Below are 20,229 nucleotides of genomic sequence, written 5' to 3'. Positions count from 1 at the left end.
AAACTGACGGTCTTTTGGAGTCACCAGCTGAATTTCCGGCTGGTGGTTCCAAAACACTCATTGGAAAATGATTCACTCTCTATCCACCGGAAACGACAAGCTGGCACTCGCACCACCCTGCTCATTTTTGCATAATGCAAACACGCCCTTCAGCTCGCCGGCTCGCCAATGCATATTTTTGAGGCCATGCCCACCCTTGTCCTCAGGCTCTTCAAAGTGACCGTTATCATCTACGGACAAGTGTACGTATTGACCGTCCAAGCTCACTCTCAACACAATTTCATTGGCTTCACTGTGCTTTAGAATATTGGCAAATATCTCTTGCAGGATGCGCAGCAGATGCAAGCTCTGCTGGGGTTGAATATTAACCTGGTCAACTTCCATGGCAACTTGCCAACTCAGCCTCACCTTCAGTTTGCTGAGTTTTTTGTTAATGCGATATTTAAAATCCGCCAGCAATGCCTGAAGGTTACTGTCACTCACGTTCAATGACAAAATAATCAGGCGAAAATCGTCCAGACATTCTCTCAACGCAGAGGAAATATTGTCTCGAATTTCACTGTTTCTCTCTTTTTCGATCATCGCCAGCGAGGCGACCAACTGCCCACCAATGCCATCATGCATGTCTTTCATGATTCGGGCACGCTCATCGGATATGGCCTTGCTTCGTTCCAATTCAATTGCTTCCTGACGCTGCTGCTCCAGCTCAGTGTTTTTACGAGACAAGGCGTCAACCGATTCATTCAGTGATTTGGTCGCATGTTCTATGCGATTTTGCAGATCAGCTTCATTCTCCTGCAAGCTGCCCACCATTCGATTGAACAACCGCTGCAACTCAAGAATTTCGCCTTCACCGTTTTCTGGGCTGCGACGGTCAAGGTCCCCCATCTTAACAGCCTTTGCGGCCGCGGCCATTTCGGAAAGAGAACCACTCATTCGGCGGCCAAACAAATAAACCATGAACACGCCCAAGGCTATCGCGGACACGGCAACCAGCATGATCCGCAAATAGGCTTTTTCTCTGAGATTGGAATGCTCATCTCTGGACAATGCAATTTCAATTTGGCCCAGCCGTTCTTCCTGCTCATCATCAATTCCTGCCAAAGCCGACACCTCATCCGGTGAGACATCTTTGCTGTATATTGGAATGATAAACAAGCGATCTTTGTTCAAGTGTTCGCTGTGCTTTCGTTGTTCAGCCAAAATCCTATTGTTGGCATCCACAAATCGAACAGAGCTAACGGCCTCAATATTAATCAAAATACCCGCGATTTCGCTCAGGCGCTGTACATCACCGGTATAAAAATAAAATTCCGACATCAATACCGCTTGGGTGGAAATGTCATTTCCTCTTCGCTCCAAACTGCTTTCAATATCATCCAGTGATTCAGACAGCATAAAGACACTGACCGCCGCCACTACCAGCAGCAAAGGCATCAGCGCAATAAATAAAACCTGACTTCGAATATTTCTAGCGAGCACTGCTGTACCTCCCTAGAACTTCTTCACGTGATGCACCTTCCTTGATTTGCTGACGAATTCGATCCGGATCAAAACGCAACGCCCGGGCAATATTGTCATTGATATCAATATTCGCCGCTGGATAAATAACGGCTTGTTGGCCAAAGCTGTTCGCCGCCAACCAGGTATACGCCAACTCAGCGGTTTCTTCAGCAACTTCTGACTTACCCAAATACAAGGCCATCATAGCGCCAGCTTTGGTGAACGCTCGACTATGGGCAATAACCGGCACTTTGTAACTGTAAGCTTGGTGCAACAGCAGGCGAGCATTTTTCCCGCGCCATAATGTTCGGTCCAAGGGCGCCAATACCAAACCAGCCTGGTAGAACTCGTCTTCTAATCTGGCAATGTCTCTTGCATTCGCCTCGATGCTGCGATGAAGAATGTGAACATTCGGCTCAACGGGCAAGTTGGCAACCTGCTGATTGACCAAATCGTTGTTCAGGCTATTGGCAATCAGTACGGTTTTCTTGTTTCGCTCGCGCAATAACAAGTCAGCAAGCTTTTGCATTCGGACCAATGGCTGATTGATGACCACTGCGGCCCAGCTGCCTGGTTTTCGAGCCGCCGTTTTTTCTCGGATGAACGCTTCTTCTACATACGTAAAAATCAGTACATTGTGTTTGGAATTCTGCAGGGCATAACTGGCCGCCTGGGGGCCCAGGGTCAGAATTAAATCATGGTTTTGAAACGCCGGCGTGGTATTTTCCAGCCCGAGCTGGAGGTGCAGCTCATCTTCCTGAACCCCCTTTTGACGAATAGCGTGTTTGATTTCTTCCGCCGCTTCAATCAGGGCCGGCCGGTTTTCAGGCACAAGGATGTGAATATCAGCAAACCCCGAGGTACTGCCGACAAGAAGAAATAGCAAGAGAAGGTAACAGACCCTCATCTAGCGCTTAGCCAGGGTGATACCGAGATAGTATTGAGGATCAATAGACAATTCCTCATTAAATTCTTGGTATGAGTCATTAAACGACAATGCACCAAATTTTAACTCCAGTTCCTTGTCACCAATTTCCCAGGTTCGGGCCAGAGAGAAATCCATACGGGTATAGGACTTCACACGGTCACCAAAACCATCCCAGTAGACATTGTCCATGTACTGGATCGAATAGCCTGCTTGCCATTCTCTGATCGGGTAGGACATAAACAGGCCCGCACTCCACTTCGGTGCCCTATCTTTATAGATTCTTGTCACAGATGGGTTTAAGCGCAATAGCGAGTAATGGTGACTGCTGCCGCGGTTGAACTGAAAACGAATAAACTTGTTTAACTGAGGGCGGTAGCTGATTTCACCCTCAATGCCGCGACTGTCGTAGCTGTCATAATTGCCTACGCGGGTTGAAAAGTTCATCAGGGCATCAATCACAGACTGATCCACCGCATAATCAATCATATAGTCCAGCGCTTCGCGATAGGCACTGATCTCCCACTGCCAAAAGCCTCGCTTGCCCTGATAGGCGATATTGAAGTTGACGATTTTTTCCGCGCGCAATTCATCGTCAGAGATGTAACGTTGATCGAGTAGAAAACCGTTCGACAAAACGGTTTGAGTATCGAAGTTGGCTTCCAACAATGAGGCTTGGCGATAAGCTTGTGAGGCGCCAATGCGAATACTTTGCTGAGGTTTGAAATCCCAGTTCAAACTTAAACGTGGCGACCAGTGACTGCCAAAGTCGGCAGAGTACTCATACAGCAAACCGAGATTCAACATAAACGCTTTCGGCAATGGCTGTTGCACATTGATAAAACTGCGTAAACTGGTTTCTTCGACTTCTCCCTTTTGTGGAAAGTAGGAAATACTCTTCAAAAAGTCCTGACGAATACCCAGTCCCAAAACCGCTTTGAAACCCTGTTCATTGTGCCAGTTATACTGTCCTTCCAAATCCGCTCGACGGCCCTTATGGGTACTGTAGCCCGTACGATAATCGATGTCATCAGAGCCGGTAACTGCCTGGAAAACTTCACGGCTCACGCCAATGATCTCATTCAACGGAATGGTAAAAGTGAGATCGTCTTCATCGCGATCACTGTAGTAGGCTTTGATGCCGAAATCACTGTTCGCACTGTAATTTTTCTGCCAGGCCAGTTTGGCCGAGAAACCGTTGACCTTGCGATCACGCGGTCGAAACTCAGGAAATTCTGCGGCGCCGGTTTCACCGTTGTAAAAATGGAATTCCATATCAAGGCTGGAACCATCCTCAAGATGACTCACCCCTGCAAAACTGAAATTGTCGTGGTCTTTAAAATCGTGGAAGTTATCCAGTCCATTTGACCTTCGTTTCCACAAGGTCACCCGGTAATCCAGATAGTCATTTTGATCAGACCAGCTCGCCTGATACTCACGTTCGCCTTTGTTACCAACGCGTACCGAATAACGATAAGGATCGCTCAAGCTGGGCTCTCGAGTGATGATATTGATCGCGGCAGAAAATGAATTTGAGCCGTAGGCCGAGGCTGAAGGGCCACGTACCACTTCGATTCGTTCTATGTCTTTGATGTGAACACCCAAGGTATCCCAGTCAACGACTGACAAGGTCGGCAGATACGCTGTGCGACCATTTACCAATACCTGCAGACGATTATTAAACTCCCATCCCCCACCATGTGAGTTCACTGAATAGGTCCGTCCATCTGCACGCAGAACCTGGAAGCCTGGCACCAGTCTCAAAACATCGGCAATATCAGTATAGGCCGTCGCCGCGATCATATTCCTGTCGATGACAGTAACGGCAGAAGGGCTGTGCAAAATGGACTGGTTCAAACGGCTGGCACTGATCACCACCGGCAAATCCAGTTCGAGAGATTCATCCATTCCCCATACCGGCAAACTGGCCAGTAGAGCAAATGGCAGAGCTATTCTTTGGGTAAACACGCTTAACGATGGGCCTCTAAATTATGCCTTTTTTCGTGGCTTCATAAATGGCCCCCGTGCGATTGGTGACCGCGAGTTTTTTGTAAATATTTTTGACGTGGGCATTCACTGTGTGGAAAGAAACATTCAACATATTGCCAATTTCTTTTGAGGTATACCCCTTGCTCACCAGCAACAGGATCTCGTGTTCCCGCTCGCTCAAACTGTTATGGGTTTCTTCCTCATTGGCAGGTGCCGGCTTAAATTCCTGCAACAGGTAACGAGCCACACCCGGACTGATAGGCGCACCACCTTCCTGCATTTGCTTAATCGCGCTATTGATTTCAAAGAACTCATCGTCCTTCAAAAGATACCCGGACGCACCGGCTCGCAGTGCATTGATCACATGGGCTTCATCACCAAAAATAGTGATAACAATCGCCAGCTGAGTGCTGACCTTACTGTGACGAAGCATCTTGATTAGATCGATACCGTTGCCATCAGGCAAATCGAGGTCCGTCAGAAGAATATCCGGGGAAGAGTTTTCCAACATTGCGGCGGCGGCTTTGAAAGTACCCACAGAGCCCACCAGACGAAATTCACCGCCTTCAATAATGGCCGTTTCCAATCGCTCGCGAGCGGCTTCACAGTCTTCTACAATCAACAAGGTCGCTTTCATCACTACATCCATATCTTAGGTTTGACCGGCCGATTCTGTTATTATGGCCAGCCACTGGCGCCCAGTCGCTGAAATTAACAAGCTCTCCAGCTATTAAGCTATGCGCATTCCGAGAATCTACACCCCACAACAATTGCAAATTGGCTCGACCATCCGCCTGGAAGAGGCCGCCTCACGCCATCTTGGCAAAGTGCTGCGCATGACGCCTGGGCGAGAATTAATCCTATTTAACGCTCAAGGGGGCGAATACTCGGCTATTATTCATGAGGTCGGCAAAAAAGTCACTCAGGTAACGATTACCGAGCATAACACGGACGACCGGGAGTCCCCGCTGCACAGTCATTTGGCGATTGGTGTTTCTCGGGGCGATCGCATGGACTGGGTGCTTCAAAAAGCGTGCGAACTGGGTGTGAGTGAAATCACACCACTGTTCACGGAACGCACGGAAGTCAAATTAAGCGGCCCGCGGCTGGAGAAAAAACATCAACACTGGCAGCAGATTTTGATCAGCGCTTGTGAACAATGCCAGCGCAATCGTTTACCACAATTACGTTCCCCTTTAGCTCTGGGTACTTTTCTTAGCCAGCCTCTCGATGGGGAAAAATGGGTGCTTCATCATCGCGACAGCGAAGGTCTGGACCCCGGCAAATCTGTCGACAAAGCGTGTATTTTGATTGGACCAGAAGGCGGTTTGAGCGAAACAGAGATTGATTCGGCCAGAGAGGCAGGCTTTGCACCGTTAACTCTGGGGCCCAGAGTTATGCGAACCGAAACCGCCCCATTGGTGGCACTCAGTCTGCTGCAGCAGTACTGGGGCGATTTTTAAATTAAACAGACTCACACAATCTACAGTTCGGCGGCAGTTACTTCCAATGCCGGTACATCCGGGATCACCGCTTCCTGACCCTCCACCACAACGGTCATTTTGACGTAGGGAAAATCATCCGCATCCGTCAGTTCCTGAATCGCCTCTGGCGTTACTCGAGCAACGTGGGGAATACCCTGAGCGATAACCGCCACATAGGCAAGTTCGGAGTTAACACCCGTGGCGTTGATGATTGCCACCTGGTTATAACCCGAGACCTCACCGCGCGGTAAACCGTTCAACTCCTCAAAAGACAGCAGCGGCACTTTCTGATCACGCCACTCATAGCGCCCAAGAAAACCAGTCGCCTCTTGTTCGGCAGGAATAAAACGCGATTTACGATACGGAACCATTTCCGCTACCGAAATGGTCGGCAAGAGCAGGGTAAAGCCGGCAACTGGCACAGCCAGGCTGGGCACTTCATTGGGACGTTCTTGTGTGAGTTGTTCCATAATTGACTCCAGACTAGCTCGCGACTTTTTCCAGGCAGGTCTCTTCGGAATCTTCTGATTCCGACACACTCGCCAAGTGTTCACAGAGCTTCTCTGCTAATTGTTTAGGGCTACCACTGAATTTTACCTGCGCGGTTTCAGCGGTGGCCATAGGCATAAAAGGACTGATGCAGGACTCCGGACTCTGGGTCCAGATTTCCACACCTCGCTGCTGAGCAAAACGACAGGCTTCCGCACCATCACCGGCCATGCCACTGAAAATAATCACACCCAGCTGACAGTTATTCTGACCAGAGATTCGACTCGCAGCCGAATAGACAAATTGATCAATGCTGGGAGAGAAATCACTGGCCCAAGGCTTTCCATCGCTCTCTAACAACCCCTGACTGTTTAACAACAAACGTCGGCTTGCGCCCAGCATCCAGACTTTGCCAGGCGCTACCGCCTGACCTTCTTCAGCCAGGGCCATAGGGTACACGCTGCGTTTGGCAACCACCTGTCGAATCAGAGGTTCTCCGGAAACACTGCTGTGCTGAATATAAATAAAACCGGCATCCAAATTCGCGGGTAACTCAGATAAAAATTCACCTACCGCTTCTGGCCCACCGGTTGAGGCTGCCAATACCCAAAGCTGCTTTGGCCATTGAGGTTTTTCTTTGTGAACCTGGGTAAGCTTGCGCAATTTTTGCAACCAGCGTTGGCGCCATTCCGGATAGGCTTCAGATCGGCTAGCGGGAACCGCCTCATCTGCCAGCATGACAGTGATGGATTGCTCTGCCAGCCAATCATCCAGTTCGCTGTTGTCCGCATCATCAACACAAACAATCCAGGCATCGGGCTGCACATCGGTAATCGCGCCCTGCCAATCGATCTCAGATAACACTTCCCCGTACGGGCATTGGCAATCAAATCCATCCAACATCTTTTCCAGACGCTGCAAACTCGATTCGTCGTTGGCAATCAACCCCAGTCGCAAGCCTGTTAAGCTCTGCTCCATATCAAGCTTGCTCTAAGGCACGCGGCACAATTCCAATCAGCTCATTGATATTTTCCAACAGAGCTTCTTCCTGGAACGGCTTACCCATGTATTTGTTGACACCCAGCTCCATCGCACGCTCACGGTGTTTATCACCGGTACGAGAGGTAATCATAATAATCGGTAAATCCTGCAAGCGACGGCTACCACGAACGTTTTTGGCCACTTCAAAACCATCCATCCGAGGCATTTCAATATCCAGCAACATGATCGCCGGAATTTCATCCTGCAGAACTTTCATCGCTTCCATACCGTCTTTCGCGGCAATCACTCGATAGCCCTGACGCTCCAGGAAGCGTCCGGTTACTTTACGTACGGTTACCGAATCATCCACCACCATGACTGTGATTTCATCATTCTCATTGCTCGGTACAGAAATGTCTTCCGGCAGGTATTGCGGCTGATAGCTCATCGCTTCCTGGCGACGAATCAAGGCCACCGGATCGATAATAACAACTACGCTACCATCACCCATTACGGTCGCACCGGATAAACCCTGCACGCTGGCAAACTGTGAGCCCAAACTTTTCACCACGATCTCGCGGCTGCCCATCAATGAATCCACCTGAATCGCCACCACATGCTCTGTGGTTCTCACCAACACAACCGGCAGTGGTAGAATTTGATCTTCCAATTTCGGCTGAGCACCGGTGCCCAGCATCTCACCGAGATAGCGAACCTTGTAGTTCTCATCGGCGTATTCAAAGCGCGCCTGGGGATCTTGATAGTAGTGTTCAAGCTCAAACGGGCTAACACGCACAATACCTTCAATAGTATTCAGTGGCAGTGCGTAGGAATCGTCGCCAATCTGCACCATCAAGGCACGGTTTACCGATACGGTGAACGGCAGACGAATCAGGAATTCTGTTCCCTGGCCCTGCTGGGAATTAATGGTAACGGCACCACCCAGCTGTTTAATTTCACTGCTTACAACGTCCAAACCTACACCGCGACCGGAAATCTGGGTCACCGATTCTGCGGTAGAGAAACCTGCCTGCACAACAAACTGCATAATGTCGCGATCACTCAGTTGAGCATCGGCAGACATCATGCCACGTTCAATCGCTTTGGCTTTCACTTTCTCCAAATCAATACCACGACCGTCATCGGCCAAGCGCAGAAGAACATCACCGCCCTCTCGACTCAAGCTCAGATTAATTCGACCCGTGGCAGATTTATTTTCAGCAGCACGCTCTTCGGCGGATTCGATACCGTGGTCCACCGCATTACGCAACATGTGTTCAAGAGGCGTCACCATTCGCTCCAGTACCGAGCGATCCATTTCACCTTCAATGTTTTCCATCTGCAGGTTAACCTGCTTGCCCAATTCGCTGGACACCTGACGAACGATTCGACGCAAACGCGGCACCATGCGCGAGAACGGAACCATTCGAGAACGCATCAAGCCTTCCTGCAAATCGGTATTAATACGCGATTGCTGCAGCAACAGCTGTTCGGCATCGCGAGCCTTTTCAGACAAAGTATCTTTAAGGTCCAACAAGTCAGAAGCAGACTCTGTGAGCGATCGAGACAACTGCTGCAATTGAGAATAGCGGTCCATTTCCAGCGGATCAAAATCTTCGTGCTGTTGCAACTGCTCCTGACGGAAAAGAATCTGTGCTTCGGTTTCAATATCCAATCGACGCAGCTGCTCTTGCAGACGCGAAATGGTTGAATTCATTTCATCCAGGGATTGACCCCAGTCGGAAACCTGTTGCTCCATTCGACCACGCGAGATCGACGTCTCACCAGCAAGGTTAACCAGACTCTCAAGCAGATCAGCAGGCATCTTGATAACTTCCTGCGGCGCACTGCGCTGCACCTGCAAGGCACCTTGTTCACCTTGAACGGGCGCTTTGCTCTGCACCTGAACCTGCTCAGCTTCAACAATCGCTACCGCTTTTGGCTCTTCAGCTTCTTCCGGCTCCTGAACCGCAACAGGTTCTGGAATATCATCCCCACTGGCTTTGACTCGTCGGATTAAACGATCCTGGTAGTCGTGAACCTGCTCAAAGAATTGCGGGTCTTTACTGGCATTGTCCGCGTGGTTAATCAGATAGGTTTCAAAATCGTGCGCGAGGTCGCCCAAGGTCGACAGACCCGCCAAGCGAGCACCCCCTTTCAAGGTGTGCAGAACACGCTTCAATTCATCCGCATGCTCACTACTATTGGGCGCACTCTCCCATTCGTGAACGGCTTCTTCAATCTCTTCGATCTGTTCTTCAGCTTCTTCGTAGAAGATTTCCAGAATTTCCGGATCGACCTCGTCGTCGAGTTCATCTTCCAAGTCATCCTGAACAGTTGTTGCGGCAGCAGCTGCCAGCAGCCCACTGATGTAACCACTGGTTTCCGTCTCAGCGCTCAGAGCTTGCTCCGCATCCGCTTCTTGCTCTTGCTCTTGCTCTTGCTCTTGCTCTTGCTCTTGCTCTTGCTCTTGCTCTTGCTCTTGCTCTTGCTCTTGCTCTTGCTCTTGCTCTTGCTCTTGCTCTTGCTCTTGCTCTTGCTCAGCAAATGTTACTGCCGTGTCGGATTCAATATCGACATCTTGCAGCTCGGCTTCTTCCACCTCAGCTTCATTCGCTTCAAACACAGTGGCTTCGGCTTCGGCTTCGGCTTCGGCTTCGGCTTCGGCTTCGGCTTCGGCTTCGGCTTCGGCTTCGGCTTCGGCTTCGGCTTCGGCTTCGGCTTCGGCTTCATCAGAAGTAGAATCCGGCTCGACATGATCCGCAAGCATTTGAGCATCCGCCGCCAACAAACCAGCCAACTCTTCGCGAGGCAAAGGCAGCTCCTGAGTCGCGGCTACGGCGTCCAGCATATCCAGAATGCCTTCGTGACCTTCTTCCAGATGCATAAGCACATCGTGATCGAGGGTTTCGGTACCTTCCGGAATTTCTTTGTAAACCGCCAGCAACTGTTCGCTCAGCGAAGCGACCTGCGGCAAGCGCGCCTGTTCGGCAGCTTCATGCAAGGCATGCAATTCTGTCGTGATCTGAGCCACATCTGCTGCCGGACCACCCGAGCGCCAACTGACCAAAAGGCGATCGGCATCGAGCAACAAGTCCATACCGCCGGCCATAAACGCCGTCAGTTTACTTGGGTCGGCCGAGCCCAGTGGCGAATCCTGTTCCTGATGAATCAGGTGACCAACATTGAGTTCGTACTGCTCAGCAACACGCGCCAGGAACAAGGTCTTCTCGGGAATCACAATATCCTGGCGAGATTTAATTTGCTCCAGAGCTTTTTGAATATACTCACGCGAATCAATAAACAGTTGCAGGCTGTCTTGATTCAAAATCACTTGGTAGTTGCGCATCTCTTTGGCGAGACCTTCGAGAGGCGTCGCAATCTCGGCAACTTCCGTAACTCCAGCCATATGAGCACTGCCTTTGAGCGTGTGCAAAGCTCGCTGCATTGGGTCGCTGGGTGCTTCATATAAAGGAGCCGCATTCAACATGCGTTCATTAAAACGGCCAACTTCGTATAAGTGACCTTCTGCTTCGGATACGAAAATGTCCCAAAGCTGGTACTGTTCTTCGCGCTCTTCGTCTTCAGCGCTCAGTTCCGCATCACCCTCAGCGTCAGGCGCCGAGGACAAGTTTATCTCGGACACAACGTTATCGGAGCGGTCATCGCTGGATGCTGGCCCACCGCTGTCGGCTTTGTCTTCCAACTCCGCAACATGGCCGCCATCGGCCAGTATTGCACCCCAGTTTTGCAACTGTTGTAATTCTTCTTCACCGTCAACAGGCACGTCATCTGCAAACGCGGTCACCATGCCCGGCAGGCGTTCACGGACGCGATTGATCAAACTAACCTGTTGTTCACTCGGCTCAATGGCGCCGTCAATGATTCGATTGAGCATATTCTCAACCGACCAAGCCAGTTCACCAATGCTAAAGGCCTTAACTAAACGACCACTGCCTTTCAGTGTGTGGAATGCGCGGCGGAATTCGCCCAGTGATTCATTGTCAGAAAAGTCCATCGCCCAGCGTGGGAAATAGTCATCGATAGATTCAATAACTTCCGTGGCTTCTTCGATGAAAATTTCTCGAATTTCACTATCGACCTCATCGTCATCACCCGCATCGTTTGCCGGCGTTACCGCAACGTTTTCTACGGGGGCTTCGCCACTGTCGAGGCTCACGGCTGGCAGTTCAACGTCCAGATCATCGGGTTCGTCATTACTCGCCTCGATGTGTTCGCCAACACCAACCAAAGCAATATCGACAGTTTCGGGCGCTTCCTCGTCACTGGAATCGATGTATTGAATGTCGACTACCGCATAGCCGAGATTGGCCAGGCTTTCTTCAGCCACATCCAACAATTGATCTTCGCTGTTATCAACACCGGCACGCAGTTTTTCCAGGTAGTATTCCACACTGGAAATGGCATCAGCTAAGGTGTCCAACTCAACCCATTGCGGAGCACCTGCATCGCCAATCAATAACTTGTCATCGATATAACGTGCCGAGGTATACAAAATATTGGCCGCACGCTGTAAAGGAATAATGGCGAGACCACCCGCAATTTCCTTCAACAAACTCGGGGCGCTTTGCAAATGTGTCACGTCCCATTGAGACGCAATGTATTCCACAATGGACTGTTTAACCGTTTCGAGACGGGCGTAGGATTCCTGGACCACGGCCTGTTGCGCATCATCAATACGCAATGCCGCCAGAGTTTTGTTATCAACCGTTTCCTGCAGTCGGCCCGAGCTGGCAATGGCTTCCAGCTGATGCTCCACATTAAGAATCTTTTCCGCAAACTGCATCAACTCTGCGCTGTGCAGCTCGCCCTCACGCAACTTCAGACGCAAGGATTCTTCAATTTCATTAACTTGTTTGGGCAGTTCATTAACGCCCATGACCATCATGGTGTCAGCCACCCGCTGGAAGACAGGTAAAATATCTTCCAGAGGCTGCGCGTTCCCACCATCTTCGTTGAAACGCTCAAGGGTCTGTTTGATCTCGTCCAGCTCTTCTTTCAGAGCTTTAGTCACGGAACGGATGGTGTCCAACTGGGGTTCGGAAACGCTGCTGATGGACGATTGCTCGTCGTCGCCAAACGCCTGATCCAAAGCATAGCGTTCACGTACGGCGCGAATCGCGTCAGAAGACGCTGTGCTACAAGCCACATAAAACAATAAGGTACGCAGCAGTTCCGGGCTGGGCGCTGAATTTAACGCCGGCACACCTTGCTGGGAAATCAATTTAATATCGCGATGCAGATGACGCATCAGCGCGCGCACAGCCAAGCCCCGAGACAGATCTTCATTACTCAGACTGTCCAACCAGGCCTTGGCAATATCCCACTGCTGAAGGCGAGGACTGGCCTGACTTATCGCCTTCAAACGCAGAAAAATTTTATTCAGATAGTCGCGGTTATCCTGAACATTCATGCCGCGCAATACACTGGCGGCAGCGAACTGGAACATCTGCTGTAATTTTTTCGCAACCGCTAGAAAGTGTTCCTGCTTGTCCAATAACTTAGGCGCAACACCAAAACGTAACTGCAGGGGCGACAGGTCAGGGTTAAAACCCACAGAGTCGATAATTAAGGAATCACCGCGTGCTGAGCGCAGCTCATTGACCAGAGGGAAGACCGCGGAAGAATGAAAGCCCTGCCCCTGTTGAATTTGCTGCAGAAACAAAGGCAATTGCACAATAGCTCGCATGAGCGTATTGGCCACTGTACTGTCTGCCGCGACCGCACCGTTCAGCATTTCCTGGGTCAATAGCTCCATTTCCTGGGCCAACATGGTTGGACCTTCGAGCTCGACCATCTGCAAACTGCCGTAAACCTGGTGCAGGTGTGTCAGGCAAAAACGTAATTGGGTAATGTCCTGGACATCGCCCATATAGGCTTCTAGGGCTTGACGAGATTGATTTAATGACTCGGAAATTTCTCCAAGCACCCAATCCAGTGCAGTTAAGTCTCTTTTTTCTTCCATAGCAGGAAGCTTCCCCAATTATTCTACGTTGCGCTGATAAACCTGAACGGCACCAATATCCACAGCCTGCATGCGCGGATTATGCCATTTGGTTACCTCGCCTAAACCCAACACCAAAAACCCACCCGGTTTCAGTCGCTCGGCAATGTAATCTAATATTCTCAGGCGCTGAGGTTTACGGAAATACACCAACATATTCTGTGTAAACACCAGATCCATTTTCACCATCGGCATGTTGTCAATATCAACGATATTTGCCTGGCTAAAACAAATATTCTTCGCCAATGCTGCTTTAACTTTATAGCGCCCGTCGTTTAATTTTTCAAAGTAGTGCTGCTTTTGTGCATCTGGCACAACCCCCAAACGCGAAGCGGCGTATACTCCGTTACGCGCCAGGGCAACCGCTTTGTGGCTGATATCCGTTGCCACCACGCTGTAGAAGCCCGAGCCGTAGAGATTCTTCTTGGCGAGTTGATCTTCGAGATCCATCGCCAAGGAATACGGTTCCTCTCCACTCGCGCAACCAATACTCCACACATCAAAACAGCTGTTAGCCGATTCACCCTGAATCGCTTTTTGCTCCAGAAAACGGGCAAACGCCATGCTGACAAAATCATAGGAGGCCCGATGCCTGAAAAAGCTGGTTTCACCTACCACCAGTTTTTCAATCAGCAAAGCCTGCTCAAGCCGGCCACCCAAACCACTGCTCACAAAATCGTAGTAGTCCGAGTAGTCTTTGTACCCTATGGTTTGCATGCGCTGATTTATTTGCACCTGCAGCATGCTACGCAGCTGATGACCAACTGCGATGCCCGCTCTTTTTTCCAGTAGTTTTCGCCAGCGGTTGAACTCTAAATCCGTTAAGCCCGTTGAAACTTGTAAAGACCAGGACATCTACATTTTTAACTTCTAAATTATTCGCTTATAAAAGCGTCAACAGGCCCTTATTGGTTACCCGCAACCTCTAACACTTCTTCATCGTTGTCGTAAGAGGCATCCAAACCATCGACATCATCCAGATTGAGTTCAACGTCTTGCTCGTCACCGCCATCGAAGACAACATCGTCTTCATTCGCAGAGTCCATACGCATACCTTCCGGTAAGGTGAAACCCGCAACCGAATCCTGCAGATCGGTTGCCATATCAGCGAGGTTACCAATCGATTGTGCCGTTGCACTGGTACCCGAAGACGTTTGCGAGGTGATTTCCTGAATCACGTTCATCGTGTTGGAAATGTGGCCCGCAGAAGAGGCCTGCTGACGTGCTGCGTTCGAAATGCTCTGAATCAATTCAGCCAAGCTGGACGATACGCCCTCAATTTCTTCCAGTGCAACACCCGCATCCTGTGCCAGGCGAGCACCTTTCACTACCTCGGTGGTGGTTTGTTCCATCGACATTACGGCTTCGTTGGTATCGTTCTGAATCGCTTTTACCAGGCCTTCAATCTGCTTGGTTGCTGCGGCAGAACGTTCCGCGAGTCGCTGTACCTCATCCGCTACCACCGCGAAACCTCGACCGGCGTCACCCGCCATCGATGCCTGAATCGCGGCGTTCAATGCAAGAATGTTGGTTTGGTCAGCAATGTCGTTAATCAAACTTACGATATCACCAATCTCCTGGGACGATTCACCCAGTCGTTTAATACGTTTCGAGGTATCTTGAATCTGTTCGCGAATCGTATCCATGCCCGTGATGGTGTTCTGTACCACTTTCGCACCATTGCTCGCGATCGTTACCGATCGCTCCGCAACGCCCGCGGATTCGGCAGCGTTAACAGACACCTGGTCAATCGTTACGGCCATTTCATTTACCGCCGCCGATGCACCCGCAATTTCCTGGGCCTGGTGCTCGGACGCTTCGGCCAGGTGCAGTGCGGTTTGCTGGGTACCCTGTGCGGCCGAAGATACGCTGGTGGAGGTTTCGTTAATTCGGGATACCAGAATACGAAGTTGGTCAATCGCGTAGTTCACCGAGTCCGCAATGGCCCCGGTGAAGTCTTCTGTTACCGTTGCGGAGGTGGTCAAGTCACCATCCGCGAGGTCGGCCAGTTCGTCGAGGAGTCGTAGAATCGCCTGCTGGTTACGTTCGTTCGCTGCCGCAGATTCTTCCAGGCGCTTACGAGAACTACTCAACAACTGCGCACCGATAACAACCAACAGAACAACGCCGATCAAGGCGATGATGGCGATGGTCGTATTGTTTGGTTGACGCTGCTCAGAGGCACTGGAGATACCGTCAGTTAAATCACTCAGGGTTTCCAGCAGTACGGGGGAGTCATCCAGCAGTGCATCCGCTGCCTGACGCGCCTTAAACAGTGAAGGCGATGCTTCGAAAATTTCTTTTACCGAGGAGCTTACAAAGTCGAACAGCTCTTTAATTTCCACCAATGAGTCGATGGCGTCCGGGTCGGTTACTTTGGAGATGCTCATGGCCACATCACCGTCGCTCATGCCTATCAGTACCTTACCGAACAAGTTCGCATCGAGGTTGAACTGGTCCGCTGATTCCATCGCATCAGAGCCACCACGAAGCATCTTGTCCACGTTTCGACCGATACGTTCCGCACGCCAGGACTGCATCTGGGCTACCGCCACCTGATCCGCCGGAGCGTTACTTTCCAGAAGGATCTCAACAATGTTGTTATGCTCAGCCTGCAGTTCCGGAAGGGACTGGTTCAGGGTGTTCGCAACATCGTTCAGGAAGATAATGGTATCTTTGTTGTTAATAATGGTGCGGGAGTTTGATTTAACTCGTTGCCATACACTGTCGAAAGCCGCGTATTCCGTCGCCATCATGGTACGGTTGCTGTCATCCTGTGAGCGCAGGGATTGCCAAGTGCCATCCATCGTCGCAACCACTTTAGACAGCTCCGAGAAGGCTTTCTCATCACCGGACGTCGATTCCCGGGACAGAGCCGTCAATCGATAGGACAAAGCTCGCAGCTCGGCCGTTAACTGGAGCTGCGCCTGGTCTTTACCAGCATCGCGCTGAAGTAAATAGAAGCTGACCGCCATGGCGACCAACGACGCGACCAATGCCGCAATCAACGCCGCCATAAACGGGTTGCTGCGTATGGTTAAGGCAAAACTCTTAGAATCATTTTTCATGCTAGGCGCTCCTGACCTACGAGCATTAGTGTTTAAATTTCCCAAAGACTCGCCGCAAAATACGGCACTGTCATTAACTCAACGCTGCGTTGGAAAATCTTGGGTCTTCGATTAATTTTGCAGTACTGAACACCTGCCAATTGTTTTCGGGTAACTGATAACAACCGGCGAGGCAATCCTGTACCGCCTCCAATTCGCTATTGGCCTGTTCCTGAAACGTTTCCTGAGGGAAATGCTGCATTCCGAATACGTGATCCACAATCAGGCCAGCGTAAATATTTTCCCGCTCCAAGATCAGCACACGGTGCTGTCTTTTGGCGGCGCTGAGCTTGCCGCCAAAAAAGGCAGCCATATCAAACAAGGGCAACAATCGGCCACGCACATTAGCCACACCCGTCACCCAGGGTTGAACGCCGGGTAAGCGAGTTGATGCCGGGATTTCCAACATTTCGGAAACCTCACCAACCGGGGCAATAAAGTGTTCGCCAAAGAGGGAGAAGCCGATGCCGCTCCACTGCAATTGAGCTTCAGCGTCGAGGTCTGTGCCGGCGCCGCCGGGCTTCGCTGTCAGGGACAACTCAGCCAGTACGTCGAAAGCGGTAGCTGTTGCGCTCATAGTGTTACCTGCTGTTTCAGCTCCTGCGCCATCAAGACATTACATCGCTGATCGTTTGCAGCAGCGTTTTTTCTTCAATCGGCTTTGTTAAATAGGCTTTGGCACCCTGACGCATACCCCAGACCTTATCGGTTTGCTGGTCTTTAGTGGTCACGATAATCACGGGAATGTTTGCCGTTTCAGGTGACTTGGTTAATTGTCGAGTTGCCTGGAAACCATTCAGACCTGGCATGACGATATCCATCAATACCACATCCGGACGTTCCGCTTTGGCTTTATCCATGCCCGATTCGCCAGTGTCAGCTGTGATCACTGCGTGTCCGTTCTTACTTAACATACCCGAGAGTTTGTGGGTCTCTGTCGGTGAATCATCGATAATAAGTACGGTTGCCATATTCCCCCCAATGCTGGCTTATAGTTGTTGTTTAGAGATTAGGCACTGGTCAGACGCACTTGGGATTCGATTGCGCCGATCAGTTCACTCTTGCTGAAAGGTTTGGTCAGGTATTCATCCGAACCAACAATCCGCCCCTTGGCCTTATCGAACAAGCCGTCTTTACTGGACAACATGATCACTGGGGTAGATTTAAATTGACTGTTATTTTTGATTAATGCGCAGGTCTGATAGCCATCCAAACGCGGCATCATAATGTCAACGAAGATAATGTCTGGTCTGTTGTCGGCAATCTTCGCCAGTGCATCAAATCCATCTGTCGCCGTGACTACGGCGCAACCTACTTTCTTGAGCAGGGTTTCAGCCGTACGACGAATTGTCTTACTGTCGTCGATGACCATCACCGTAAGGCTTTCGAAATCTACATCCATCGGATCGTAACCTTTGAGTAGTAGCTATAATAATTATCCGCTCGCGCGGGGCTGTTTATTGGCTGAATTAGTGTCGTAAAGCCGGGATGCCCCCTGACTTCCAGCAATATTCGTCCGGCCAATTGGCTGGCTGGCGGTTCTCCAGCGCAACAATTGCCACAGCCAAGCAGCCAGTTTTTAACACAGTTCCTAGCTTTTATCCATAACCTGTTGAAATAGATAAGCAAAGGCTCACAGAGTTAAGGGATATGTCGTGCCAGGAAGACATAAAAGTACAGCCATTTCTACACCAGGCGGCGTTTGAACAAAGAATACACAGCGCCAGCAGGCGTAGATTTGCCCGCCACTGTACATCATTCCTTTGACAGTACTTTGACACAAAACAGCATTTGCCTAATGCCACACAAGTTCTTATGCTTGCCCTCCACATATCTCGAAGAGGCTTGATCATGCAGGTAAAACTTGGCGTCGTAATGGACCCAATATCCGCCATCACATATAAAAAAGATACCACTTTAGCATTATTATTGGCTGCCGCTGATCGGGGATGGGAACTTTTTTACATGGAGCAGGCAGATTTATACCTGGACCAGGGTCGCGCCATGGCCAATATGAAGCCTCTGAAAGTATTCGCCAACCCGGAAAAATGGTTCGAACTGGGCGACGCCCAACCACAGGCAGTGTCGGAGTTAAATGCCGTTTTAATGCGCAAAGACCCGCCGTTTGACTCTGAGTTCATCTACTCGAGCTACATTCTGGAAGCGGCCGAACGCGAAGGCTGCCTGATCGTCAACAAGCCTCAGAGCCTGCGCGACTGCAATGAAAAAGTGTTCGCCACACAATTTCCAGATTGCTGCCCTCCGGTTCTGGTAAGCCGCAGTGACGAACAGCTGCGCGCCTTTCACCAGCAACATGGCGATGTCATCTTCAAACCTCTGGACGGCATGGGCGGTGCAGGCATCTTCCGCTGCAAGCAGGACGACCCCAATGTGGGCGTCATTTTGGAAACCCTGACCCGCTTCGGTCAGGAAACCATCATGGCCCAGAAATTTATCCCCGACATCAGCAATGGCGACAAGCGCATTCTGGTCGTGGATGGTGAAGCCGTACCTTATTGCCTGGCCCGCATTCCTGCCGAAGGAGAAACCCGAGGCAACCTCGCCGCCGGCGGCCGAGGCGTAGCCCAGGAGTTGAGTGAACGTGATCGCTGGATTGCCGCTCAGATCGCCCCCACCCTCAAAGAAAAAGGTCTATTGTTTGTCGGTCTGGATGTCATTGGTGATTACTTAACCGAAATTAATGTCACCAGTCCTACCTGTGTTCGCGAAATCGACGCAGCCTACGGCACCAACATTGGCAAGCAACTGATGGACGCTATTGAAAAACGCCTGAATTAATTTCCAATAAGCCAACAGCAGCGTTTGCTTGCGAGCCAGCGCTGTTATAATCGCCCGATGTCTATAGCCGCCCCCACTCCAAGCAGCAATGATCGCCTGTACTTTACCGCCTTTGTCGCGGTGGCCGTGCATGCGCTGATTATTCTGGGAATGACCTTCGACATTGACATGAAGCCCAAACCGGCGGCTTCCTTGAACATTACACTGGCCACTCACAAAGACCAAAACGCGCCGGAAAACGCCGACTTTCTAGCCCAAAATAATCAGCAAGCAAGCGGTAGCGTTGACGAGGTGAGAGAACTCACCGTCGACAGACAAGCACCGATTGCAGACACACAGATTCGCGAGATTACGCCGCCGACGGAACGTCTGCGCAGCGAACAGGAAGCTCAGCAACAGAAGTTGATTGCGAGCACTGGGGAAAGCCGAAAAGTAAATCTTGCTCAGGATAAACAACAACGCCAACAGGCCAGCGATGGAAAATCCAATGTGGCGCTGCAGCACAGCGCTGAGATTGCCAGCCTGCACGCCAAGCTGGCCCGACAGCGTCAAGCCTATGCTAAGCGCCCACGCATACGTCGCATCACCTCGGTAGCGACTCGTGCGTCCATTGATGCCGAGTATTTGAGCAAATGGGCCAGCAAAATCGAATTTGTGGGCAATCGAAATTACCCTGACGAAGCCCTGCGTCGTGGCATCACAGGCACCTTACGCGCCGCCGTAACCCTGCTGCCGAATGGCAACGTTGATAAAGTTGAAATTCTGCATTCCTCCGGACAAAAACTGCTGGACCGGGCAGCGTTGCAAATCGTCTATCTGGCCTCGCCATTTGCCCCATTTCCTAGTGAAATTCGCAAGACAACTGATAAACTGGAGATCATTCGCACCTGGCATTTTGAAATTTCAGGTTTGAGCACCAGTCGCTAA

Annotated in this window: 15 protein-coding genes; 3 read left to right on the top strand and 12 right to left on the bottom strand. The window is 50.6% G+C overall.

The window, feature by feature from the left end; translation table 11 throughout:
* Positions 1 to 72: 72 nt before the first annotated feature.
* The 4 genes from ABWW03_RS05670 to ABWW03_RS05655 form a co-directional block, all read right to left on the bottom strand.
* A complete protein-coding gene (locus ABWW03_RS05670) occupies positions 73 to 1,482 on the bottom strand; it encodes a sensor histidine kinase (protein ID WP_353406915.1) in 1,410 nt (469 codons plus the stop codon).
* A complete protein-coding gene (locus ABWW03_RS05665) occupies positions 1,472 to 2,335 on the bottom strand; it encodes a hypothetical protein (RefSeq protein WP_353406914.1) in 864 nt (287 codons plus the stop codon). The genes ABWW03_RS05670 and ABWW03_RS05665 overlap by 11 nt, the downstream gene beginning before the upstream one ends.
* Before the next feature lie 75 nt (positions 2,336 to 2,410).
* Positions 2,411 to 4,336 (bottom strand): TonB-dependent receptor plug domain-containing protein, encoded by a 1,926-nt coding sequence (locus ABWW03_RS05660; RefSeq protein WP_353406913.1) that lies wholly within the window; start codon positions 4,334 to 4,336, stop codon positions 2,411 to 2,413.
* 76 nt (positions 4,337 to 4,412) lie between these two features.
* Positions 4,413 to 5,054, bottom strand: a complete 642-nt coding sequence (locus tag ABWW03_RS05655; RefSeq protein WP_166852837.1) for a response regulator — start codon at positions 5,052 to 5,054, stop codon at positions 4,413 to 4,415.
* Positions 5,055 to 5,154: 100 nt separating this feature from the next.
* On the opposite strand from ABWW03_RS05655, the gene ABWW03_RS05650 reads away from it, so the two are divergent.
* Positions 5,155 to 5,880 (top strand): 16S rRNA (uracil(1498)-N(3))-methyltransferase, encoded by a 726-nt coding sequence (locus ABWW03_RS05650; protein ID WP_353406912.1) that lies wholly within the window; start codon positions 5,155 to 5,157, stop codon positions 5,878 to 5,880.
* A 20-nt stretch (positions 5,881 to 5,900) separates the two neighbouring features.
* Here ABWW03_RS05650 and ABWW03_RS05645 read toward each other — a convergent pair whose 3' ends face one another.
* The 8 genes from ABWW03_RS05645 to pilG all read right to left on the bottom strand — a co-directional run bounded on the left by ABWW03_RS05645 (position 5,901) and on the right by pilG (position 17,905).
* On the bottom strand, positions 5,901 to 6,371 hold the full coding sequence (locus tag ABWW03_RS05645) for a chemotaxis protein CheW (RefSeq protein ID WP_353406911.1): 471 nt from the start codon (positions 6,369 to 6,371) through the stop codon (positions 5,901 to 5,903).
* 13 nt (positions 6,372 to 6,384) lie between these two features.
* Entirely contained in the window at positions 6,385 to 7,368 is a 984-nt protein-coding gene (locus ABWW03_RS05640) for a chemotaxis protein CheB (RefSeq protein WP_353406909.1), read from the bottom strand.
* A 1-nt stretch (position 7,369) separates the two neighbouring features.
* A complete protein-coding gene (locus tag ABWW03_RS05635; protein WP_353406907.1) occupies positions 7,370 to 13,357 on the bottom strand; it encodes a hybrid sensor histidine kinase/response regulator in 5,988 nt (1,995 codons plus the stop codon).
* Between the two features lie 18 nt (positions 13,358 to 13,375).
* Complete coding sequence (locus ABWW03_RS05630) at positions 13,376 to 14,251, bottom strand: CheR family methyltransferase (RefSeq protein WP_353406906.1); 876 nt, start codon at positions 14,249 to 14,251, stop codon at positions 13,376 to 13,378.
* 50 nt (positions 14,252 to 14,301) lie between these two features.
* Positions 14,302 to 16,464 (bottom strand): methyl-accepting chemotaxis protein, encoded by a 2,163-nt coding sequence (locus ABWW03_RS05625; protein WP_353406905.1) that lies wholly within the window; start codon positions 16,462 to 16,464, stop codon positions 14,302 to 14,304.
* Positions 16,465 to 16,537: 73 nt separating this feature from the next.
* A complete protein-coding gene (locus ABWW03_RS05620) occupies positions 16,538 to 17,080 on the bottom strand; it encodes a chemotaxis protein CheW (RefSeq protein ID WP_353406904.1) in 543 nt (180 codons plus the stop codon).
* Positions 17,081 to 17,111: 31 nt separating this feature from the next.
* Positions 17,112 to 17,474, bottom strand: coding sequence for a twitching motility response regulator PilH (gene pilH, locus ABWW03_RS05615; RefSeq protein ID WP_166852825.1), 363 nt, complete (start codon positions 17,472 to 17,474; stop codon positions 17,112 to 17,114).
* A 38-nt stretch (positions 17,475 to 17,512) separates the two neighbouring features.
* Complete coding sequence (pilG, locus tag ABWW03_RS05610; protein WP_166852824.1) at positions 17,513 to 17,905, bottom strand: twitching motility response regulator PilG; 393 nt, start codon at positions 17,903 to 17,905, stop codon at positions 17,513 to 17,515.
* 449 nt (positions 17,906 to 18,354) lie between these two features.
* On the opposite strand from pilG, the gene gshB reads away from it, so the two are divergent.
* A complete protein-coding gene (gshB, locus tag ABWW03_RS05605; RefSeq protein WP_353406903.1) occupies positions 18,355 to 19,302 on the top strand; it encodes a glutathione synthase in 948 nt (315 codons plus the stop codon).
* 57 nt (positions 19,303 to 19,359) lie between these two features.
* Complete coding sequence (locus tag ABWW03_RS05600) at positions 19,360 to 20,229, top strand: energy transducer TonB (protein WP_353406901.1); 870 nt, start codon at positions 19,360 to 19,362, stop codon at positions 20,227 to 20,229.

Origin of the sequence: Pseudoteredinibacter isoporae, assembly GCF_040372805.1 — a bacterium.
GTDB lineage: Bacteria > Pseudomonadota > Gammaproteobacteria > Pseudomonadales > Cellvibrionaceae > Pseudoteredinibacter > Pseudoteredinibacter isoporae_A.
The sequence above is the reverse complement of the archived record's forward strand: the minus strand, read 5'-3'. Positions and strand labels throughout refer to the sequence as shown.